Origin of the sequence: Leucobacter sp. L43, assembly GCF_016597785.1 — a bacterium.
GTDB classification, from domain to species: domain Bacteria; phylum Actinomycetota; class Actinomycetes; order Actinomycetales; family Microbacteriaceae; genus Leucobacter; species Leucobacter alluvii.
In genome coordinates this window covers 830,882-851,183 of record NZ_JAENJG010000001.1, presented here as the reverse complement: position 1 = coordinate 851,183, position 20,302 = coordinate 830,882, and the positions used below count along the sequence as shown (strand labels likewise).

Below are 20,302 nucleotides of genomic sequence, written 5' to 3'. Positions count from 1 at the left end.
TCGCGAGCCCGCGCAATATCCCAAAGGGAGTCTCATTCGAGGCTCCCTTTTTGTACCCAAAACAGAGAGGAGCCGACATGGCTCAAGAAGAGTTCGATCGGATCGTGGATGCGGTCCCCGAGTTGAAGGGCCTTGGGGCGACTGCCCCTGACGGGTTCATGGTGCTTGTGGGTGTGGGCGGTGAGCAAGTGCGGATCTCGCGCTTGAACTTCATGGAGCATACGAACGCGATCGCGGATGCGCTGCGCGATCCTGGGGCCGATCTGAAGGGGGTTCTGGGGCCTGTTGCGGGATTGCCGCCACTCGCTCGACGCGTGGTGCTGTCTACGGCGTATCAGAGCTTCAAGGATTGGCTGCTGGAGCGTTGCCCGGATGCGGGTCTTCCGTTAGCGCTGGTCCATGTTGTGCCGTTCGTGCTGATTTATCGCGGGCTCCTGGACGGTGCGCCTGAGTATTCGGGGGAGTTCTTCTATGAGGGGGAGGTGCGCAATGGCTGATCGGGTAGTGAGTATCAAGCTCCAAGCCGATGCGACTGGCCTGGTTCAGGGGATGGGCCGTGCGCGTGATGCGATCGGGGAGACGAAGGCGCGGGTCGTGGATTCGGCGAAATCGTCCCGTGAGGCATGGTCGACGGTGGGCAGCGGGCTAACGGCAGTCGGTGTTGCCGTCACTGGAATTGGTGCTGCTGCTCTGAGCACAGGGATTCAGTACAACACCCTTCAGCAGACGACTCGCGCTGCGTTGTCGACGCTGTTGGGGTCGGCATCGGCTGCGAATGCGCAGATGGACAAGCTGGACGCTTTCGCCAGGAATAGTCCCTTCTCGAAGGCGACATTTATCAACGCGCAGCAGCAGATGTTGGCGTTCGGGATTGAGGCGAAGAAGGTTGTGCCGTATCTCGATGCGGTGCAGAACGCGGTGGCTGCTGCTGGTGGCAGGAACGCTGACATTGAGGGCATCGTCGCAACGATGTCGAAGATCCAGTCGTCGGCAAAGATCACGGCTGAGGATCTGAATGAGTTCGGTGGGCGTGGCGTGAATGCTGCTGAGCTAATCGGCTCCCAGATGGGTAAGACAGGTGCACAGATTCGAGAGGACATCACGAAGGGCACCATCGACGCAGGCCAGGCGCTCGATGCCCTGGCGGCAGGCATGAGCGACACTTACGCGGGTGCCGCGGAGAACGTCAAGAACACCTTCGAGGGATCGATGGACCGCGTGAAAGCGGCCTGGCGTGACTTCTCCGCAGAGTTGGCTACACCGCTCGTTGACCCGAACGGTGGCGGCGCTCTCGTAGAGCTTCTCAATTGGGCGGCGGACGCGATGCGCGCATTCGAGGATCTCCCCGGCCCGGTAAAAACGACCGTCTCGGTTCTAACAGGGCTGGGCGGCGCTGCATCCCTGGGGGCTGGCGCTGCAATGCTGGCCCTTCCCAAGTGGCTCGAGTTTAAGAGCGCACTCGTCGATGTCGGATATTCCGGGAGCCGACTCGATGCGGTTATGCGCGGCATCGGTAAAGGAATCGCGATCGGTGGGGTCGTGCTCGCTGCGTCTGCCGCACTTGATCAGTTCCGGCAGAGCGTGGAGGATGCGACCCTGACCACGACAGAGCTTCAGAATGCTCTCGTCACGTCGGGCAAAGCGAAGGACATCGTCGCGGAGGCCTTCAAGGGCACTGACAACATCTTCGATGGCTTCGACATCAACACGGAGAAGGCGACGGAGAAGTTCGGGGACTTCATCGATCAGGTTTCGGGGGCACCGGACATGCGTTGGATGGGCTCACTCGGTACATATCTGTTGGCGCTCGACCCGCAGGCGGATAAGGCACGTGATCGGTTTGCGAAGATGGGCGACGCGCTGAGCTCGATGAACGCCGCGGACGCTGCCGCGTCGCTTGCGATGTTGCGTGATGAGTATCAGCTGACGGATGAGCGCATGTCGCAGATGCTCGACATGATGCCAGCGTTCAAGGATCAGCTGGTGTCGCAGGCCACAGAGATGGGGAAGTCAAGTGATAACGCGACGCTTCTCGATCTTGCACTGTCTGGTGTCGCATCGTCGCAGGATGCGGCGGCGGGTTCGACCACTGGGGCGACCCAAACCCTTGAAGAGCTTGCTGGTGTCGCGGCGACGGTGACGGAGGGCATCTCGAAGGTAGCTGATGAGATTCGCAACTTCGGGTCGGCACAGATCGATGCTGACCGTGCTGCGATCGACTTGCAGGACAAGATCCGTGCGCTCAACGATATCTTCGCGAGCGGTACTGCCTCACTGGATATCTACACCGAAGCGGGAAGTAAGACGCAGTCAGCGATGCTCGATATCGCGGATGGCGCCCGTGAACAAGCAGCGTCGATTATGAACGCTGGTGGGGCGCAGTCTGAGGCGAATGCGATCTTGGACTCTGCGCGGCAGGGACTGATCGATCAGCGGATCGCGCTCGGTGAGAATGCTGCTGATGCTGAGGCATGGGCCGCTCGCCGTGTTCCGACTGCGGCTCAGGTGCAGCAAGGTCTCGACAATGTGAAGGCATCAGCTGAGGCCATCCCGGGGAACACGAACGCAAACGTTTCGACGAATGCGGATGCGGCTTCGGCGCAGATCGATAACTTCATTGCGAAGTTGCGGTCTATCCCGTCGCCGGTGTCGGTCGATATCCGTACTCGTGATGCACTGATTCTCAGCCCGCAAGGTATCGAGGAGAAGTACGCGTCCGGGGGCACGGTCGGGTATGCGTCTGGCTACGCGGTTGGCGGTACGATCGGGCTCGCTGCGGGCGGCATGGTGCCCGGTATCGGTGGTGGCATCGCCTCAGGGACGGTGTTTGGCCAGGGGACGACGACTTCTGATTCGGTGCTGGTGCGCCTGTCGAAGGGTGAGGAAGTGATTCGCGCTTCCGAAGCGTCGAAGCATCGTGCGCTGTTGAAGCAGATCAATGCGGGGCAGTTCTCTGAGGGAATGACACGAGGCAGCTTCGCGCCTTCGATCGCCGCTCAGACGACAGTCATCGAGCGCGTCCATACGGAGACGCCGACGGAGCTCACCCTTGTTGACACCAAGGGTGCCCTGATCGGCACGATGCAAGTAGTAGCGAATCGGGAGATCGACGAATACTCGAACCAGATGGCAAGGGAACGGCGACGAGCCGGTTTCTAACGATGAGTGCCCCTCTCTGGCTACGGCCGGGGAGGGGCACTATTCGTGTTTCAGGAGGCTATTCTTACTCTTGCGCGGCGAGCTGCTCGTTTCGCTCCAGCATCTCTGCATGAATCTCGTCGAGGGCAGTCTCATATCCCACACATGAGCTTGTGGTGTCGGCGTCGATGCCCAGCTGATATCTGATCTCCTGCGGTGCTGCTTGCTGTTCAGCGGTGGCCTCGTTATAAGTGACGCGCAGCGCCTCTTCATAAGTCTGAGCATTCATCACAGCCTGATCCGCCGCAAGGTCTGTCATCGTTTCTGCCCGAATGTGGAGAAGTTGATCACCGACGATTTCCGGCCATACGTAGTAGTCATCGTCGATGGTTTCGATCTGCATGCGGTTCACCCGGACCAGTTCCGCAGCAGCAGCTTTCACCGTCTCAACTTCCGGTGTGCCACCTGCATTGAACTCGTCAAGGTGGGCGTTGAAAGCGTTGATAACCGCGTCACTCGCTGTGTTGCCTTGGCACACGAGCTGGAGATACCGTTCTCCTGCTTCTTCTTTCGTGAGCTCGATAGGGCCGGGGTCGATGGTAGGTTCGGCCGAATTCTCCGAGTTCTGTGCGGCTTCTGACGATGTCTCCGCTTGAGCGGTGCAACCAGTGAGAGCAAGGAGGAGCACGGCGGCGCTGACGGCAAGTTTCTTCACACGAGAATCATCGCAGTCCTTGGGGAAACTAAACAGGTGATGCCAAGGGTGAAAACACGGGTGAACCTGATGGGGCATGTAAATCGTGTGGCAGTCTTATTTAGTTTGGTGCAGCTCCGCACTGTTCGTGAGATCGGGAATTCAGATGTCAAACGCTCCTGCAGGTTGGTACGACGATGGTTCTGGTCGTCAGCGATGGTGGGACGGAAATGCTTGGACGGATGCTTACGCGGCACCGCAGGCTGCCCCCGGCGCTCCGGCCGCTCCGAAAACCGCGCCGATCGTCAACTCTTTGAAGGGTCTCGGCATAGCCGCGCTAGTTGCCGGCATTGTCGCCTTCCTGCTGGGCTTGGTTCCAGTGTTGGGGATTCTGCTTGGACTTGGTGCCGCGGCAGTTGCCGGGTTCGCTCTGCTGAAGCGTGCGCCAAAGGGATTAGCCGTGACTGGCCTTGTGCTTGCCGGGTTGGCGACAATTGCTTCAATCAGCACGACTTCTTCGCTCATAACAGGTATCAAGCCCATCACTTCGGAATCGGTGTCCGTCCCGGATAAGCCGGAGGAGACACCTGCTGCGAAGCCGACGACGACACCTGAGCCCAAGGAATCGCCGAGAGTTTCTGAGGAGCCAGAGGAAGCGGAGAAGCCTGAAAAAACTCAGACGCCGGAGCCCACGAAGGAGGCAGAGATCCAGCCTGGGCTTACTGACGACGAGAAGTCAGCAATGCTCGATGAAGACTTGAAATACGCGCTGTTCGTGGAGAGCAGTTATCAGGAGCTGTTGGCTGTCGATCCGTCACTGTGGGGCGGCTATCTCGTCGGCGTCCGTGTAGAAGGCTCTGATGCGTACTTCACGTTGCAGGTTGACCGGAGTACCCCTGAAGGTAAGGATCTGGGGCAACGAGCTGCGCAGGCGCTCTCGACACTCCTCACGCAGGAAACGGTCGACGAACTTGGTATCTCGTGGGTAATCGTCGAGGACGGTGCTGGGGTCGTGATTGACCAGAAGATGTCGTCGCCACTGATATGAGTTTCGCCCCCTGTGGTGTCCTTCGGGATGCCGCAGGGGGCTTTTCGTCGTTTCGGATGCGCCGCCGCCGCTGTCAAGGGCTTGTTGGGTGAACCAAAGCTCCATGTACTTGATGGACGAGTGGTCGAGGAACGTCCGTGGCCGTGCAAGTAGAACAGGACAGTGACCCAATGGGATCGATTCAGTATGACGGCCTGATCACGCGCTTCGAGGATCGCCTGCTCTCGCATCTCCAGATCATCATCGTGCAAAAGCTCATGCGCGAGGAAGCGTTCTTGATGTCGTGGAAGGACAGCGTGAGCGTCGGTGACGGGCGGACATCGATCTGGATTTCTCCGCAAACCACGATCACGTTCAAGTTCCTGGGGAGCCGAGTGCCGGCGATCAATAAGGAGTGGTTGCAGCGACTCGGAGAGTCGGCCAACTCCACAACGGGACTCATTGTCACGACGGAAGACGGCGACCTGGCTGTGGCCGAAGCGACTGGCCCCCACTATCCCGGTAATCTCAGGCCGAACTGAGATCTGACTACCCCTATTGCATCCGGACCCCACACTTCACCAGATATGGCAACCCCGCGCGGTGAACCGGTGTAGCTGACAGACTGCGCAGATGGGGAACTTAATACACGGTGGTCGGCACTACGAGTTCGAGGATCGACTGCTCGCACACCTGCAGTTCGTAATCGGGCAGAAGCTAAAGAAGAAGGAGAGCTTCTTTCTCAGTTGGCAGAAGTCGCATGATCAAGGAGACGGACGCATGTCCGTCTGGCTATCGCCATTCGCGGCCCTGGCGTTTCATTTCTCCGGAAGTCGAGAGCCGGAAATGAGCAAGGCGTGGGTGCGCGCATTGAACGCGCTCGCACACACACCGCGTGGGCTCATTGCGATCAGCGAGGACGAGGCTGAACGGTACGTCAAGAACAATCCCGACATAGCCTGAGCCGAAAGAGAACCGCCCCTCCCTGAAGTCTCAGGAGGGGCGGTTCTGTCGTTCCCAGTCAAAGGTATGGGGTACACGGAGAGCCGAGACGACATCAATATTTTGAAACACTGGATACGGTCCACGAAGGGGCTTGACCTCGCCCCAAGGACTCAGCTATTTACACGTGGATGCGCCCGCCTCCGTTTGGCGGTCCGGAGTTCTTCGCAACGGCCGCGTTTACTTTCGAGAGGTCGTAGAGCACTGAGTTGTCGGCTTGCTCGAGTGTGGGGTAGATGCCGGTCATTCTCTGGTTGGCGGGGTTCAGATGCCACTTCATCACCAGGAACCGTGCGGTGCCGTGCATGTCGGTAACGCGGTGAATGATCGCAGTGGGATGCTCCGTCGCTTCCCGCATGACCGCCCAAGTATCGGCGTCCAGGCGTATCGGTGCCGGCCTTCCCATCGCTCCTCCATTCGAAAGTATGTTCGAATAGGATAGCGCGGGATTGAGTTTATTCTGATCGCATGACTACTTACCCAATGACCCCCGTCGAGCTCGCGCAAGAACTTGGGCATGGGGGTGAGTCTCGTCCAGGTAGGCGCGTGCGAGCCTTCCTTCGCGCGCGTTACCCCGAGCACGTCAAGAACGAACGATGGGAATTGAACGAGGATCAGGCGAACGATGCTCGCGCGTTCTTCGCGGGAGACACGAAGGACGTGTCCTTGGAAGAGAAGCTCCGTTACCTGGATGAAGCACTCGATCCGCGCATGGTTGTGACGCGTGAACTTCTTAACGCTCTAGGTGGGACCATGAGCGCCGAAAACGGGGATGGGGAAGCGAGTGTCGAGGACGTGGTTGGGGCAATTGTTAAAGCAGTCGCGCAGCTGGAAACCAGGTTGATCGGCGAGCCCGAGATGGAACTTCCGAAGGTGCCCATCAACGTATTCGGCAAGACCCACTTGTTCAGTCCGAGCGGCAGCTAAGTGAAGCACTAGAGCTCGCGGGATCGGGGGCGCTACCGTTCTTTAGTTCAGTGTCAAGGAACTCGATACTGGACTGATGACTGAATGGATGACACCTGAAAAGCTCTCGGAACTGACCGGGCTGTCGGAGAAGAGCCTCGCGAACCTCCGCTCCGAGTACCGCAGGTTCCCTTTCTACCGACTCAACGGTTCACGAGCACCGCTCTATAAGCGTGAAGAGATCGACGCGATCATCGAAGCATCGCGAATCGAGGTGCGCCCGTAAGGGGGCGCGGTGCTTGCACTCTCATCTCGCGTTTGAAACGCGGTCGTTTGTCGCTGGTGTCACGGAACGCGGGACGCGGTAACCCTCTAATGCCAGTGGTGTATGGGCGAAACTCCGACAAAATGCCCGCTTACCCCGAATCGGGGGTAAGCGGGCATCGGCTCGAGTTTTCGCCAGTTGCGTAGTGACTGATCCCCGTTACCCGTAATACGGGTAAGCAGTCACGTCCGAGCGAGATGTGAAATGGGCCGATGGGTCCGGAGTGCCGAGCAGTCCGCAACTTTCCCGCAACAACTTGTAAAAACCAAAGGCAGTCTGGGTGATCGTAGCGCTTCGAAAAACCGCGTAAAAACAATGGTCTAGAAGGCAAGGACCGCATCCGCTAGGTAATGCACCGGTTTCGAATCCCTGTGGGGGGACCATCACATCCCGGGACCTCGGGTTAGAGATCGAAGCTTCGAAACTCCACGGGCGGCGTCTCCCCGCTCAGATGCATCGCGATCCGGCTCAGATGGGCCTCGATCTTCTCCGGCCCCGCGCCCTCACCCTGACGGAGGCCGCTCAATTCCTGCGAGATCGAGAGCAGCGCGGCGACCTTCGCGACCTCAATTCTCTGGTCGATCGTGAGATGTGCGACGTCTGCAATGGTCCCTGATGACTCGTTCTTCGCTGCACCGATTGCGTCGGCGAGCAAATCCCAAGCGTTCGCGTAATCAGTCATCGCGCAGTTCCTTTCAACGGGGATATTGCCAGCACTCTACCCACGACGGATGACACCGCGCCAGAGTCGCGAGCGTTCCCTTGCGGCACCCGCCGCCCACCTACAGGTGAAAGCGCTTCGCGAGTTCGAGGCGCATTTCGCGCCCGCGCAGAATCTGCACGTCGCCCAGCGCGACGAGGCTGACGACGATGCAGCTCCACGACGCCCAGGGATTGTTCACCCAGCCGAAGACCAGGAAGACGAACGGCGCGAGGCCGAGGAGCACGGTGAGTCCGCTGTAGACGAGGTGCTCGGCGACGTCGATGCGGAGGAGCTGCACGGTGATCAGCAGGGCGATGATGGCCGACGCGCAGACGATCGGAACGGCGTAGGTGAGCGACCAGCGCTGCCAGCCCCCGAGGTAGTCCCAGTAGACGCAGACGAGTCCGATGAGCGCCACCAGGTAGACGGTGCCTTTCGCCACGTTGCGGCGTTTGCGCACCGCCATGAGCACGACGAGCCACATGGCGGTGACGCCGAGCCAGATGGATCGCCAGACGCCGATGCCGTCGAGGTCGCGGGCGAAGAAGAGCTGCACGACGAATGAGACGAGGATCACCGCGAGCGACGCGAAGAAGAGCGCCTTCAGGATGCGCCGCTTCGAGAAGGTGAGGGGAACGCTGGGCAGCGGATCGGGGGAGGCGTCGCCGATGAGCGCGGTCCGGCAGAGCGGGCACGTGGCCCAGGTGCCCTCGATGGTGACCGCGCACTCCTCGCAGCGTCTCATGCGCCGGGCTCCTGCGGTGCGAGTTCGTCCTCCGTCACGCGGGCCGCTGCCACTGAGACGTCGACGCCGCTGTCGGTGAGCATTCGCACGAATGCGCGCACGTGATTGGTTTCGACGAAGGGGGAGGTGAAGCTGATCGTCAGGAGTCCTGCGTGCGACATCGCGCAGAACTGCGGTCGCACCGCGGAGACGTGGAACAGCATGCGGCCCACCCGCGACCCCGCCGGCTCTGGGAGTACGACGCGACCGAGGTTGGACACTGCGACGCTGAGCCCGCGGTTGTTGCCCCAGTTGATCAGGCGGAGGATCGCGTCCTTCAGTACTCTGGGCAGGATGCGCAGGAGCGGTGTGCGTTCGAAGCGGATCAGTCGCCGGAGCTTCCGCTCGAGCGCCTGCGGTGTCGCCTTCGGCTTGAACTGGGCTTCGAGCTCGCGGCAGATCGATCCGAGGTCGTCGCCGGCGCCGTCGGCGTCGAACGCGTGCTCCACGCGCACCGTGGCGAAGAAGTTGCGCGCCGAGGTTGATGGGAAGAACTGTCTGAGGTTGATGGGGATGGACGCCGCGAGCGTGTTGGCATGCCCGAGCGGCCCGATCGATTCGCGCAGCGCTCGGAAGAAGAGCGCCGTCAGGTAGATGGTCAGCGACGTCTGCTGCGCGCGTGCGAGCGCGAGTACGGCCGGGGCTGGCATGGTGAGTTCGACGACGCGCGTGCGGTTGTCCGGGGTGCGGGTGCCGCGAATTCGGTGGACCCGGGTGCGGGGCGCTCGGAGCCACCGAGGGATCCGCAGCGCAGCCGTCGCAGCAGTGCGCAGCGGCGCGGTGCGGGGTGCTTCCGATTCAGCATCGGCCGGGGCGAAGGGTTCCCGGGTGCGGTGGAAGTAGTGGGAGAAGCTGTCGGCGATCAGTTCGTGGGCGGGGTGCGGTTCGTCTTCGACCGGTTGCGATGCAGGATCGGCCGGCAGCGCCGTATCACCGCCGTCCGCTCCGGCGGCACCGGCACCCTGCGCTCGGAGGTATGCCGTGACGAGGTCCGTGAGGAACCAGAGCGCGCCCGTGCCGTCGGAGAGCGCGTGGAAGATCTCGAGGATGATCCGTTGCCGCCGATACGCGACGCGGAAGAGCAGGTTTCTGCGATCCTCCCGATAGATCGGGGCGCACGTCGGAAGGTGCTCGGGGGAGACGGTGGGACGTAGGTCGCTCGTCTGCAGGTAGTACCAGAACATGCCGCCCCGCAGCACTGCATGATAGAGGCGGTACCGCTCGTACGTCGCCTCGAGCGCCTGCTGCAGCAGGCGCGGCTCCACGGCGTGGTCGACCTCGGCGCTGATGCGGAACACTTTGGGATCCGCGTCGCTTCTCGCAGCGAGGAAGATGTTCGAGGCGTTGTCGAGTCGCACCCACGACGCCGGCATCACGTCGTCTCCGCCGCCGTCGCGCTCGCCGCATGCTCCTCGCGTCCGTCGAGGAACGCATTGATGTGCTCGTACGCCTCGCGCAGCGACCGCGAGAACCGGGGGAGCGCGATGAAACCGTGGAGCGCGCCGCTCACGCGGTGCACGCGCACGACGTTGCCCGCCGCTTCGAGCGCGTTGCCGTAGGCCTCGCCCTCGTCGCACAGCAGGTCGAGCTCCGCGGTGATGATCAATGTGTCCGGCTGCCCCGACAGATCCTCCGCCATGAGCGGAGCGACGAGCGGCTGCGCGCGTTCGGCTCGATCCGGGACGTACAGGTCGAAGTAGTCCTGCACCTCCGTGTTGGTGAGGCGGTAGTCGTCGCCGTGGTTGCGCACGGACGCGAATGGCGAGGTGCTCGGATCGTGATCCCAGTGGGTGACGGGGTAGAGCATGATCTGCCGTTTGGCCCCCGGCTCTCCTCGCTCGCGCAGCGCGAGCGAGACGGCGGCGGTCAGATTGCCCCCGGCCGAGTCTCCGATCAGAATCACCTCGTCGTCGGGTTCGGCTCCGGCGCGCGTCGGGTCGGCGAGGAAGAGTTGGGCGACGCGCAGGCAGTCTTCAAGGCCGGCCGGGAACGGGTGCTCGGGGGCGAGCCGGTAGTCGACCGATGCGACGACGCACCCGGTGAGATCCGCCATGGTCGCGCACGCCGGCGTGTAGCTCTCGATATCCCCGGTCACCCAGCCGCCTCCGTGGAAGAAGAGCAGGACCTCATCGCGCTGGCGCTCTCGCGGGTGGAACACGCGGACCGGGATCGGGTGGTCGCCGTCGGCCGACATGATCTCCACATCGAGCGCGTGATAGCTCGGGTGGGGCAGCACGGCGAGCTGGCGCTGCCGGCGGCGCACCTTCTCGTAGTCCTCGCGCATGTTGAGTCGGGGCGCGGCGAAGTAGCTCAGCACCTTCCGAACCACCCAGTTGAGTTGTGAGCGTTGTCGGTCGGCGAAGGGCATGGGCTCAGCGTAACGCGCGGAGACCTGGCTCGACCTGATGCCGGCGAACTCGGAGCGGTTACAGTGGTGCCGTGGTCTTCGCCAAATTCGTGCTCGTGATGACGATCCTCGTCGTGATCGTGCTGGCGGTACTCATGCGGTTGCGAGCTGCTCGGTTGCGCCGGGAGCGAGCGCGTGCTGCGCGCAGAGCCGCATCCGCTCGGGTGGCGCGGTTCGACGGCGCTGCCGCCCTCCCAGCATCGGCCGACAAACGGCGCGATCCCAGCTGATTCCGTGTCTCCGACGCTAGGATGCAGAGCATGTCTGGTGGATTGATTGCCGCGCTCGTCGTGGTCGGAGTGCTCGTCCTGCTGATCGGCTACGTGTGGGTGACGTACAACTCGCTCGTCACGCTGCGCGTGCGCGTCGATGAGGCGTGGAGCGACATCACCGTCCAGCTCAAGCGACGGGCCGACCTGATCCCCACGATCGTCGACACCGTGAAGGGGTACGCGGCACATGAGAAGAGCGTCTTCGAAGACGTGACGCGGGCGCGCGCTGAAACGATCTCCGCCGAGGGTCCGGTCGAGGCGTCTGAGGCTGAGAACCACATGCAGCAGGCGTTGAAGAGCATCTTCGCTGTGGCGGAGGCCTACCCGCAGCTGCAGGCGAGTCAGAACTTCTTGCAGTTGCAGAGCGAGCTCGTCGACACCGAGAACAAGATTCAGGCGTCGCGCCGGTTCTACAACGGGGGAGTGCGCGAGTACAACACGAAGATCCAGGTGTTCCCGAACACCCTCTTCGCTCGCCCCATGGGCTTCACCGAGCGCGTCTTCTTCGAGGTCGAGGACATCGCGTCGATCTCGGAGCCGCCGCGCATCCAGTTCTAACCGGGGAGGGCCGTGTACCGGGCAATTCGCCGCAACAAGGTCAACAGCTTCTTCATCATCCTGCTGTTTCTCGGCATCGTTGGAGGCCTCGGCTACCTGGCCGCCTACATCTACCGCTCTCCCGGCATCGTCATCACGGTGGTCGCGGTGGCGGCGATCTACGCGGTGATCCAGTACTTCATGGCCGGGCGCCAGGCGATCTCGATGAGTGGCGCGCGCCGCATCACTCAGGCCGATCATCCGCGGTTGTACCGCATCGTCGAGAACCTCGCCATCACGACGGGTACGCCGATGCCAGAGGTGTACATCATCGACGATCCAGCGCCGAACGCCTTCGCGACGGGCCGCGATCCCGAGCACGCCATGGTCGCGGCCACGACCGGGCTGCTCGACCTCATGACCGATCCCGAGCTCGAAGGGGTCATGGCGCACGAGCTCGGCCACGTGCGCAACTACGACATCCGCGTCTCCATGATCGTGTACGGTCTCGTCGTCGCGGTCGGGATGATCGCGGATGTGCTCGTGCGCATGGCCTTCTTCGGGAGGAGCAACAACAACGGAAACCCGATCGTTCTCGTGTTCGGGCTCGTCGCAATGCTCATCGCTCCGCTCGTCGCGAGTGTCGTGCAGCTCGCGGTGTCCCGCCAGCGGGAGTACCTCGCCGACGCCACGGGTGCGCTCACCACGCGTCATCCGGAGGCGCTGGCGAGTGCGCTGCACAAGCTGTCCACCCACGGCCAGCCGCTGCAGCGGCAGCAGTCGAGCATGGCGCACCTCTGGATCGCGGATCCGCTGAAGCCGGGAGTGGTGCAGCGACTCTTCGCGACCCATCCGCCGATCCCGGAGCGCATCCGTCGTCTCCTCGACATGGGCGGCAAGTTCTAGCTGAGGGCCGCTGGGAGGCGTCCGGGGCGTCGGCACCGCTCCGGTCCGCGCATGACGGGCGCGCAGAGGCGTAGGGTAAGAGGGTAGCCAAGGAGGTCGCCCCAACCGTGTCCAATACGTTCCGCTCGCTCTCCGTTCGTGACTACCGCATCTGGTTCTTCGGGGCGCTGGTATCGAACATCGGTGCGTGGATGCAGGCGACCACGCAGAGCTGGGTGGTGCTCACGGAGCTCACCGAGACGAACGCCGCCGCGGTGGGAACGACCATGGCGCTGCAATTCGGTCCGCAGCTGCTGCTCGTGCCGTTCAGCGGCGCGGTGGCGGATCGCTTCGACCGGCGCCGGGTGCTCCTCGTCACCCAGTCACTGCTCATGCTCCTCGCCGCGGGGCTCGGCGTGCTGCTCATCACCGGGCAGGCGGAACTGTGGCATCTCTATGGCTTCGCTCTGGCGCTCGGAGTGGTCAACGCGTTCGATACGACCGCACGGCAGGCCTTCGTCTCCGATCTCGTCGGCCTCGGACAGACCTCGAACGCCGTGGCTCTGAACTCGGCCTCCTTCAACTCGGCGCGTCTCATCGGGCCGGCTGTGGCGGGCGTACTCATCGCGGTGATCGGCTCCGGCTGGGTGTTCATCATCAACGCGGTGTCGTTCGTTGCGGTGCTCGGGGCCCTGCTGATGATTCGCACGCGTCGAAGCGCACCCCCGGAGTCCGCGCGGGAGTCGCAGTGGAGACAGCTCTCCGCGGGGTTCCGTTACGTGCGCGGCAGACACGACCTGCTGGTCATCTTCGTCATGGTGTTCCTCGTCGGCGCCTTCAGCATGAACTTCCCGGTGATCTCGTCGACCATGTCGCTCGAGTTCGGCCGTGGGGCGAGCGACTACGGCCTGCTGTCATCGGTGCTCGCCATCGGGTCGTTGGCCGGGGCCCTGCTCTCGGCTCGCCGACCATCGGCGCGCATGCGCATCGTGATCGCCTCCGTCGGGGGCATCGGCGTCATGAGCCTGATCGCTGCGGTCATGCCGACGTTCTGGAGCTTCGCGGTCACCCTCGTCTTCTTCGGGTTCGCGATCTCGACGATGCTCACGACCGCGAACGGGTTCGTGCAGACGACCGCGGAACCTGCGGTGAGAGGGCGAGTGCTCGCGCTGTACATGGCGATCCTGATGGGCGGGACGCCGATCGGTGCACCGCTGGTCGGAGCGGCAGCCGACGTGCTCGGACCGCGGTCGACCCTCTTCATCAGCGCCGCAGCCGGTCTGCTCGCGTTCGCGGTCGGGCTCACCTGGCTGTTCTCCGAACGCCGCTTGCGCTTCCACCGCGACGGGCTGCAGCTCCGGGTGACGCACCGCGGTCGACCGGGCCTCGACGACGATCCCGGTGCGCAGCTCGAAACCCTCACCGCGCCGATCTCGGTGTTGCGACGCAGCTCGACGCCCGTGATGGGGGCGGGGGAGTCGGCGCCTCAGGAGGGGTCGAGCACGTCGGCGACGGGAGCGATCTCGATCAACGATCTGACCGAGGACTCCGAGGGCGGAGACGGACCGACGCCGCGCGGGCGGAACTCGCCGGAGGACGACGCAGACGGTAACGGCCGGGCTTCTGGCCGGCGACCGAGCGTCTGATCAGTCGCGTCGCGCGGCTACCGCTGCGGCGATCTCAGCACCGATCTCAGTGAGATACACGCCTGCGTTCCGGATGCTCGTCGCGCGATCCGGCGCGCGATCGATCGTGGCGTAGCACGCACTGAAGCCGGCCGCGCGCCACTCGGACTCTTCGAGCGACGACTGCCCGCAGACGGCGACCGTCGGGATGCCGAGCGATGCGGCGGCGTGAAGCACTCCGACGGGTGTTTTGCCACCGAGGCTCTGGGCGTCCAACGAGCCCTCTCCGGTGATGACGAGGTCGGCTCCCGCGAGATGCGCGCGGAGTCGCGTGAGCTCGCACACCACATCGACCCCGGGCCGCTGCAATGCGCGGAGCACGGCGAGGGCGGCGAAACCGACACCCCCGGCGGCTCCTGCGCCGGCGTGCTGCGCGAAGTCCTTGACCCGGTCGCGGGGAGCGCGGCGTTCGAGCTCGGCGCGGAGGATGCGGGCGAAACGGGTCAAACCGAGCTCGAGCTGTGCGACGTGCGCGACGCTCGCCCCCTTCTGCGGCGCGAAGACGCTCGCGGCACCCTGGGGTCCGAGGAGCACATGATCGACATCGCTCGCGAGGACGAACCGGGTATCGGCGAGACGCGGGTCGAGGGTGTCGAGCTCGATGCGCTCGAGGTCGCGCAGCGCGCCGCCGCCGTCGGGCAGCGGCTCGCCCTGAGCGTCGAGCAGCCGTGCGCCGAGCGCCGCGAGCATGCCGGCTCCGCCGTCGCTCGATGCGCTCCCGCCGACTGCGAGAATGATCGAGGTCGCACCGTGCGCGAGCGCCGCAGCGATCAGCTCGCCGGTGCCGCGCGACGACGCTCCGAGCGCATCGCGATGCCCGGGCGCTACGAGGGACAGGCCCGACGCCCGGGCGAGCTCGATGACCGCCATCGTGGCGTGCTGGGCGAACTCGGCGTCGACCGGAGCGCCGAGCGGTCCGGTCACGGTCACCCTCGACACGGCGAACCCTGCGGCGATGGCCGCGTCGAGGGTGCCCTCGCCGCCATCCGCCATGGGCACCACACTGATGTCGGCATCCGCTTCCACGGAGCGGATGCCGTCGGCCAGGGCATCGCCCACGCTCCGGGCGTCAAGAGCGTCCTTGAACTTATCCGGAGCCACGACGATTCGCATACACTCACGCTACCGGTTCACGGTCGCGCAGAGCAGAGCGGGCGGTCATCGATGATTGTTCGGCGGCCACGCGATCCTTCGTCGCCGTGCACGTTTGAGCGGTAGGCTGAGACCGTCCTGGCGGCAGGCCCGCCTTTCCACGAGTATGGAGCCATGATTCCCGGTGAGCGACTTCTTGTCAGCACAGACACGCACTGAAACGGACTCTCTCGGCAGTGTCGAGATTCCCGCGTCTGCCTACTGGGGGGTGCACACGGCACGAGCCCACGAGAACTTCCCGATCGCGCGCCGCCCGGTATCGGTCTACCCCGATTTCATCCGCGCGTTCGCGTGCGTCAAGCAGGCGGCGGCGCGCGCGAACCTCGAGATCGGGGCGCTCGACGAGCAGCGCGCCACCCTCATCGATCGCGCCTGCGAAGAGATCAAGACGGGCATGCTGCACGATCAGTTCGTGGTCGGCGTGATCCAGGGCGGCGCAGGCACGTCGACGAACATGAATGCCAACGAGGTGATCACGAACCGAGCGCTCGAGCTCGCGGGCCACGCCAAGGGCGACTACGGGTTCATCAACCCGAACGACCACACGAACCACAGCCAGTCGACGAACGACACCTACCCGACCGCGATCAAGATCGCGCTCGCGTTCTCGCTCGGGAGCCTGCTCGACGAGCTGGGCCTGCTCGCGGAGTCGTTCGCCGCGAAGGGCCGTGAGTTCTCGCACATCATCAAGGTCGGCCGTACGCAGCTGCAGGACGCGGTGCCGATGACGCTCGGCCAGGAGTTCAACGCCTTCGCCGTGACGCTTCGGGAGGACATCGATCGGCTGCGCGAGGCCGTGGCGCTGCTGCGCGAGGTCAACATGGGCGCGACCGCCATCGGCACGGGCATCAATGCGCCGAAGGGGTACAAGGAGACGGTGATCAAACACCTCCGCGACATCACCGAGCTCGAGCTGGAGACCGCGGGCGATCTCGTGGAGTCCACGAGCGATACGGGCGTGTTCGTGACCTTCTCCGGAGCACTCAAGCGCAGCGCTCTGAAGCTCTCGAAGATCTCGAACGATCTCCGACTGCTCTCCTCCGGTCCGCAGGCCGGGTTCGGTGAGATCAACCTTCCCGCCCGCCAGGCCGGTTCGTCGATCATGCCGGGCAAGGTGAACCCGGTGATCCCCGAAGCGGTCACGCAGGTCGCCTACTCCGTCGCCGGCGCCGACGTCACCGTTTCGATGGCGGTCGAGGCCGGGCAGCTGCAGTTGAACGCATTCGAGCCGGTCATCGCGCACTCTCTCTTCCAGTCGATCACGTGGCTCGAGCGCGCCTGTCAGACGCTGCGCGTCAACTGCGTCGACGGCATCACGGCGAACGAGGAGCGCCTCGAAGACATGGTGTCGCGCTCGGTGACCGTTATCACCGCGCTTGCGCCGGTCATCGGATACGCTGCCGCCGCGAAGCTCGCGAAGGAGGCGCTCGCGACGAACGAGAAGGTATCGGAGCTCGTCACGTCGCGCGGTCTGCTCGATCAGGCGCAGCTCGACGAGATTCTGCAGCCGTCGAAGCTCGCGGGGCTCGCGCCCGAGACCGACGTGATCGATGTGATCAGCGATGCGGCGATCCCCGCACCGGAGAAGATCGAGGACGGCGAGGGCACCCAGATGTCGAAGAAGCCCGCGAAGTAGACGGGAGACGCAGAACGGCCGGTGGGATCCTCGGATTCCACCGGCCGTTCTGCGTGTGTCACCCAGGCGGTCCGTCGCGGTGCTCGCCGAAGAGAGCCCTGAACGCCTGCGCGCCGACCGAGCGCTTACGCCTCGACGCAGTGCGACGTCAGCGAACCGATGCCCTCGATCGTCACGGTGACTTCCGTGCCGGGGCGCAGGTAGAGCGGCGGCTTGCGCGAGCGACCGGCACCACCCGGGGAACCGGTCGAGATGACGGTGCCGGGCAGCAGCGTCGACTCCTGAGAGATCGAGGAGATGAGCTGCGCAACGGTGCGGATCATGAAGCCGGTCGTGGAGTCCTGCACGCGCAGTCCATCGACATCGGTCGTCAGATGCAGCGCCTGGGGGTCGGGGATCTGGTCCGCGGTTACGACGACCGGGCCGATCGGTGTGAAGCCGTCGAATGACTTGCAGCGCGACCACTGCGGTTCCTGGAACTGGATATCGCGCGCCGTTACGTCGTTGATCGCCGTATAGCCGAACACGTGCTCCAGAGCGTCTTCCGGCGAGACGTTCTTCGCCGCCTTGCCGATGATCACCCCGAGCTCGCCCTCGTAATCGACCTCGGTGCTCACGTCGCTCGACAGCGGCACCTGACCGAGGTGCGCACCGAGCGAGTTCGGGAAGAGGGAGAAGAGCACGGGGCCGGAGTCGTTGTCGAGGCTGAGCTCGCTCGCGTGCTCGTCGTAGTTCAGGCCGACCGCGAGAACGATCGGAGCGCCGATGACGGCCGGAGCGTACGTGGCCCCCTCGAGTCGCGCCCAGGCGTCGTCGTCGGCCGCTGCGACGGCGCTCTGCACCTGGGCGAGGGCATCGTCGCCGCCCTCGATCAGCTGCTGCAGCGTCTGGTACGGCTGGCCGATTGCGCGCAGCGAGAGGTAGCGGCTGTCGTCGACGACGACCAGCTCTGGGGCAGCGGCCGGAGCAGGGATCAAGTGTGCGAATCTCACAGTGAAAGGTTACCGGAAGCCTGGCCCGTTGTTCGCGTCGTCCATATTCGACGACCGCACGCAGTTCCCCTGTGGGCGAACTCGGAGGCGGCGGCGGCGGAGAATCCGCGAGAATGAGGGCATGACTGAAACACCGCAGACGAAGCCCGAGATCGAGTTCCCCGAGGGACCGGCGCCGACTGAACTGCAGATCGTCGACATCGTGGAGGGCACCGGCGAGGAGGCCTTCGCGAGCTCGACCGTCGACGTGCACTACCTCGGCGTCGAGTACGACTCGGGTGAGGAATTCGATTCGTCGTGGGGCCGAGGTGAATCGATCAACTTCCCGCTGCGCGCGCTCATCCAGGGGTGGCAGGTCGGGATCCCGGGCATGAAGGTGGGCGGGCGTCGCAAGCTCATCGTTCCCGCCGCTCAGGCGTACGGCACGTCGGGCGGGCATCCCCTGTCGGGCAAGACCCTGATCTTCGTGATCGATCTGCTCGGTGTGAGCTGATCGTTCGACGCACCGTCGGCTGAGCAGCTGAAGAACTGAGCAGCTGACAGCACGCCGATCCTTCGACCGAGGATCGCTCCTTCTCGCGAGCGATCCTCGGTCGTTGTCGTTTCGGGACGACCTGGCGCGCATGCGGTGGTAGCGTTTCCGTGTTCAGCGAACACCCAGTGTGACGGAGAGGAGCTGCCCGTGACGGAGGCGCAGCAGGTGACGGACGAGCGGAAACCCACCGGTGCGTGGGGAGGTGTCGACCGCTATTTCAAGATCACCGAGCGCGGCTCATCCTTCGGAACCGAGATACGCGGCGGGCTCGTCACCTTCGTGACGATGGCCTACATCGTCATCTTGAACCCGATCATCCTGACGAGCGGCGTTGACGTCGAGGGGAACACGCTCTCGTTCCCGGCGGTCAGTGCCGTCACCGCTCTGACGGCCGGGGTCATGACGATCCTGTTCGGCATCGTCTCGCGGCTTCCGTTCGGCTTCGCAGCGGGGTTGGGCATCAACGCGTTCCTCGCCTTCTCCGTCGTCGGCCAGGTCACCTGGCCGGAGGCGATGGCGCTCGTCGTCATCAACGGCGTGCTCATCGTTCTGCTCGCCGCGACGGGCCTCCGCCGCATGATCTTCGATGCCGTGCCGGTCGAGCTGAAGCTCGCCATCACGGTCGGCATCGGTCTCTTCATCGCCTTCATCGGCTTCGTCAACTCCGGGTTCGTCACGGCGACGGGAAGCGCGTCTCCGCCCGTCGGGCTCGGCATCGGGGGCTCGGTCGTCACCGTCCCGACGCTGATCTTCGTGGTCACGCTGATCCTGACCGGAGTGCTGGTCGCGGCGAAGGTCAAGGGCGGCCTGCTGATCGGTCTCGTCTCCGGCACGGTCATCGCGGTCGTCGTGGAAGCCATCTGGAATCTCGGTGCCGCAACGGAGAACCCGGGCGGCTGGGGGCTCACAGTGCCGGCGCTCGACGGAGCGCCGTTCGGCATCCCGGACCTCGGGCTCGTCGGAGCGGTCAGCTTCGATCTGGGGCGCGTCGGCATCGTCACCATCGTGATGCTCGTCTTCACGCTGCTCTTCACGAACTTCTTCGATGCCATGGGCACGATGACGGGCCTGTCGCGCGAGGCGGGACTCGCCGATGCGCAGGGCAACTTCCCGCGTCTGAAGTCGGCGCTCGTCGTCGAGGGCGTCGGCGCCATCGCGGGCGGTTTGACGTCGTCATCGTCGAACACGGTCTTCATCGAGTCGGGGGCCGGCATCGGCGAAGGGGCGCGCACCGGGTTCGCGAACATCGTCACGGGCCTCATGTTCCTGCTCGCGATGTTCTTCACCCCGCTCACGCAGATCGTGCCGACCGAGGTGGCCGCAGCAGCGCTGGTGATCGTGGGCGCGCTGATGATGGCGCAGATCAAGCACATCGACCTCACCGACTTCCGCGTGCTGCTCCCGGTATTCCTGACGGTCGCCGTCATGCCGATGACCTACTCGATCGCGAATGGCATCGGCGCCGGCTTCGTGGCCTGGGTGCTGGTGCACGCCTTCTCCGGGCGCGCGAAGCAGGTGCACTGGCTGCTGTGGGTCGTCGGGGCCGGCTTCGTGCTGTTCTTCGCCCGCGGGCCGATCGAGGCGGCGCTCGGCGTCTAGTCCTCGCTCGGGCGCGGAATGCG

General features: G+C 64.1%; 22 protein-coding genes. 14 read left to right on the top strand and 8 right to left on the bottom strand.

The window, feature by feature from the left end; genetic code table 11:
• Positions 1–77: 77 nt before the first annotated feature.
• Both JE033_RS03970 and JE033_RS03965 read left to right on the top strand, forming a co-directional pair.
• On the top strand, positions 78–497 hold the full coding sequence (locus JE033_RS03970) for a hypothetical protein (RefSeq protein ID WP_200329601.1): 420 nt from the start codon (positions 78–80) through the stop codon (positions 495–497).
• Complete coding sequence (locus JE033_RS03965) at positions 490–3,159, top strand: tape measure protein (protein ID WP_200329599.1); 2,670 nt, start codon at positions 490–492, stop codon at positions 3,157–3,159. The genes JE033_RS03970 and JE033_RS03965 overlap by 8 nt, the downstream gene beginning before the upstream one ends.
• Before the next feature lie 64 nt (positions 3,160–3,223).
• On the opposite strand, the gene JE033_RS03960 is transcribed toward JE033_RS03965, so the two are convergent.
• A complete protein-coding gene (locus tag JE033_RS03960) occupies positions 3,224–3,931 on the bottom strand; it encodes a hypothetical protein (RefSeq protein ID WP_200329597.1) in 708 nt (235 codons plus the stop codon).
• Positions 3,932–3,998: 67 nt separating this feature from the next.
• On the opposite strand from JE033_RS03960, the gene JE033_RS03955 reads away from it, so the two are divergent.
• From JE033_RS03955 to JE033_RS03945, 3 genes are all read left to right on the top strand, one after another.
• The gene (locus JE033_RS03955) at positions 3,999–4,880 is read left to right on the top strand and encodes a DUF2510 domain-containing protein (RefSeq protein WP_200329595.1); all 882 of its coding nucleotides are present in this window, start codon (positions 3,999–4,001) and stop codon (positions 4,878–4,880) included.
• A gap of 170 nt (positions 4,881–5,050) precedes the next feature.
• Complete coding sequence (locus tag JE033_RS03950) at positions 5,051–5,401, top strand: ATP-dependent DNA ligase (protein WP_200329593.1); 351 nt, start codon at positions 5,051–5,053, stop codon at positions 5,399–5,401.
• Between the two features lie 91 nt (positions 5,402–5,492).
• Positions 5,493–5,822, top strand: a complete 330-nt coding sequence (locus JE033_RS03945; protein ID WP_200329591.1) for a hypothetical protein — start codon at positions 5,493–5,495, stop codon at positions 5,820–5,822.
• Positions 5,823–5,982: 160 nt separating this feature from the next.
• On the opposite strand, the gene JE033_RS03940 is transcribed toward JE033_RS03945, so the two are convergent.
• On the bottom strand, positions 5,983–6,267 hold the full coding sequence (locus JE033_RS03940; protein WP_200329589.1) for a hypothetical protein: 285 nt from the start codon (positions 6,265–6,267) through the stop codon (positions 5,983–5,985).
• Between the two features lie 62 nt (positions 6,268–6,329).
• On the opposite strand from JE033_RS03940, the gene JE033_RS03935 reads away from it, so the two are divergent.
• Together JE033_RS03935 and JE033_RS03930 are read left to right on the top strand one after the other, a co-directional pair.
• On the top strand, positions 6,330–6,788 hold the full coding sequence (locus JE033_RS03935) for a hypothetical protein (protein WP_200329587.1): 459 nt from the start codon (positions 6,330–6,332) through the stop codon (positions 6,786–6,788).
• Positions 6,789–6,864: 76 nt separating this feature from the next.
• Positions 6,865–7,053, top strand: a complete 189-nt coding sequence (locus JE033_RS03930; protein ID WP_200329585.1) for a helix-turn-helix domain-containing protein — start codon at positions 6,865–6,867, stop codon at positions 7,051–7,053.
• A 442-nt stretch (positions 7,054–7,495) separates the two neighbouring features.
• Here JE033_RS03930 and JE033_RS03925 read toward each other — a convergent pair whose 3' ends face one another.
• The 4 genes from JE033_RS03925 to JE033_RS03910 form a co-directional block, all read right to left on the bottom strand.
• Positions 7,496–7,774, bottom strand: a complete 279-nt coding sequence (locus tag JE033_RS03925) for a hypothetical protein (protein WP_200329583.1) — start codon at positions 7,772–7,774, stop codon at positions 7,496–7,498.
• A 100-nt stretch (positions 7,775–7,874) separates the two neighbouring features.
• Positions 7,875–8,540 carry a DUF6320 domain-containing protein gene (locus JE033_RS03920; protein ID WP_200329581.1) on the bottom strand — a complete coding sequence of 222 codons (666 nt, stop codon included), beginning with the start codon at positions 8,538–8,540 and terminating at the stop codon, positions 7,875–7,877.
• Positions 8,537–9,952, bottom strand: coding sequence for an alcohol acetyltransferase (locus JE033_RS03915; RefSeq protein ID WP_200331030.1), 1,416 nt, complete (start codon positions 9,950–9,952; stop codon positions 8,537–8,539). The genes JE033_RS03920 and JE033_RS03915 overlap by 4 nt, the downstream gene beginning before the upstream one ends.
• Positions 9,952–10,947, bottom strand: a complete 996-nt coding sequence (locus tag JE033_RS03910; protein ID WP_090147658.1) for an alpha/beta hydrolase — start codon at positions 10,945–10,947, stop codon at positions 9,952–9,954. The genes JE033_RS03915 and JE033_RS03910 overlap by 1 nt, the downstream gene beginning before the upstream one ends.
• 71 nt (positions 10,948–11,018) lie before the next feature.
• Between JE033_RS03910 and JE033_RS03905 the strand changes: the two genes are divergently transcribed.
• The 4 genes from JE033_RS03905 (at position 11,019) to JE033_RS03890 (ending at position 14,326) form a co-directional block, all read left to right on the top strand.
• Positions 11,019–11,216, top strand: a complete 198-nt coding sequence (locus JE033_RS03905) for a hypothetical protein (RefSeq protein ID WP_200329579.1) — start codon at positions 11,019–11,021, stop codon at positions 11,214–11,216.
• A gap of 30 nt (positions 11,217–11,246) precedes the next feature.
• A complete protein-coding gene (locus JE033_RS03900; protein WP_200329577.1) occupies positions 11,247–11,816 on the top strand; it encodes a LemA family protein in 570 nt (189 codons plus the stop codon).
• Positions 11,817–11,828: 12 nt separating this feature from the next.
• A complete protein-coding gene (locus JE033_RS03895; RefSeq protein ID WP_090147666.1) occupies positions 11,829–12,701 on the top strand; it encodes a M48 family metallopeptidase in 873 nt (290 codons plus the stop codon).
• A 107-nt stretch (positions 12,702–12,808) separates the two neighbouring features.
• Positions 12,809–14,326, top strand: coding sequence for an MFS transporter (locus JE033_RS03890; protein WP_370567895.1), 1,518 nt, complete (start codon positions 12,809–12,811; stop codon positions 14,324–14,326).
• Here JE033_RS03890 and JE033_RS03885 read toward each other — a convergent pair whose 3' ends face one another.
• Positions 14,327–15,478: a glycerate kinase gene (locus JE033_RS03885; protein WP_200329575.1), complete on the bottom strand. Its 1,152-nt coding sequence runs from the start codon at positions 15,476–15,478 to the stop codon at positions 14,327–14,329. It lies immediately after the preceding gene.
• Positions 15,479–15,641: 163 nt separating this feature from the next.
• Between JE033_RS03885 and JE033_RS03880 the strand changes: the two genes are divergently transcribed.
• Positions 15,642–17,153 (top strand): aspartate ammonia-lyase, encoded by a 1,512-nt coding sequence (locus JE033_RS03880; protein WP_200329574.1) that lies wholly within the window; start codon positions 15,642–15,644, stop codon positions 17,151–17,153.
• A gap of 125 nt (positions 17,154–17,278) precedes the next feature.
• On the opposite strand, the gene JE033_RS03875 is transcribed toward JE033_RS03880, so the two are convergent.
• The gene (locus tag JE033_RS03875; RefSeq protein ID WP_090147675.1) at positions 17,279–18,145 is read right to left on the bottom strand and encodes a fumarylacetoacetate hydrolase family protein; all 867 of its coding nucleotides are present in this window, start codon (positions 18,143–18,145) and stop codon (positions 17,279–17,281) included.
• Between the two features lie 121 nt (positions 18,146–18,266).
• On the opposite strand from JE033_RS03875, the gene JE033_RS03870 reads away from it, so the two are divergent.
• Together JE033_RS03870 and JE033_RS03865 are read left to right on the top strand one after the other, a co-directional pair.
• Positions 18,267–18,638: an FKBP-type peptidyl-prolyl cis-trans isomerase gene (locus JE033_RS03870; protein ID WP_090147678.1), complete on the top strand. Its 372-nt coding sequence runs from the start codon at positions 18,267–18,269 to the stop codon at positions 18,636–18,638.
• A 189-nt stretch (positions 18,639–18,827) separates the two neighbouring features.
• Positions 18,828–20,279, top strand: coding sequence for an NCS2 family permease (locus JE033_RS03865; protein ID WP_176698300.1), 1,452 nt, complete (start codon positions 18,828–18,830; stop codon positions 20,277–20,279).
• Positions 20,280–20,302: the final 23 nt, after the last annotated feature.

Bases quoted from the DNA above. Each gene is read 5' to 3' on its own strand.
- JE033_RS03910 (WP_090147658.1), bottom strand. From the start codon at position 10,947: ATGCCCTTCGCCGACCGACAACGCTCACAACTCAACTGGGTGGTTCGG.
- JE033_RS03935 (WP_200329587.1), top strand. From the start codon at position 6,330: ATGACTACTTACCCAATGACCCCCGTCGAGCTCGCGCAAGAACTTGGG.
- JE033_RS03930 (WP_200329585.1), top strand. From the start codon at position 6,865: ATGACTGAATGGATGACACCTGAAAAGCTCTCGGAACTGACCGGGCTG.
- JE033_RS03925 (WP_200329583.1), bottom strand. From the start codon at position 7,774: ATGACTGATTACGCGAACGCTTGGGATTTGCTCGCCGACGCAATCGGT.
- JE033_RS03960 (WP_200329597.1), bottom strand. From the start codon at position 3,931: ATGCCCCATCAGGTTCACCCGTGTTTTCACCCTTGGCATCACCTGTTT.
- JE033_RS03945 (WP_200329591.1), top strand. From the start codon at position 5,493: ATGGGGAACTTAATACACGGTGGTCGGCACTACGAGTTCGAGGATCGA.
- JE033_RS03920 (WP_200329581.1), bottom strand. From the start codon at position 8,540: ATGAGACGCTGCGAGGAGTGCGCGGTCACCATCGAGGGCACCTGGGCC.
- JE033_RS03950 (WP_200329593.1), top strand. From the start codon at position 5,051: ATGGGATCGATTCAGTATGACGGCCTGATCACGCGCTTCGAGGATCGC.
- JE033_RS03870 (WP_090147678.1), top strand. From the start codon at position 18,267: ATGACTGAAACACCGCAGACGAAGCCCGAGATCGAGTTCCCCGAGGGA.
- JE033_RS03885 (WP_200329575.1), bottom strand. From the start codon at position 15,478: ATGCGAATCGTCGTGGCTCCGGATAAGTTCAAGGACGCTCTTGACGCC.
- JE033_RS03970 (WP_200329601.1), top strand. From the start codon at position 78: ATGGCTCAAGAAGAGTTCGATCGGATCGTGGATGCGGTCCCCGAGTTG.
- JE033_RS03940 (WP_200329589.1), bottom strand. From the start codon at position 6,267: ATGGGAAGGCCGGCACCGATACGCCTGGACGCCGATACTTGGGCGGTC.
- JE033_RS03965 (WP_200329599.1), top strand. From the start codon at position 490: ATGGCTGATCGGGTAGTGAGTATCAAGCTCCAAGCCGATGCGACTGGC.
- JE033_RS03955 (WP_200329595.1), top strand. From the start codon at position 3,999: ATGTCAAACGCTCCTGCAGGTTGGTACGACGATGGTTCTGGTCGTCAG.
- JE033_RS03915 (WP_200331030.1), bottom strand. From the start codon at position 9,952: ATGCCGGCGTCGTGGGTGCGACTCGACAACGCCTCGAACATCTTCCTC.
- JE033_RS03900 (WP_200329577.1), top strand. From the start codon at position 11,247: ATGTCTGGTGGATTGATTGCCGCGCTCGTCGTGGTCGGAGTGCTCGTC.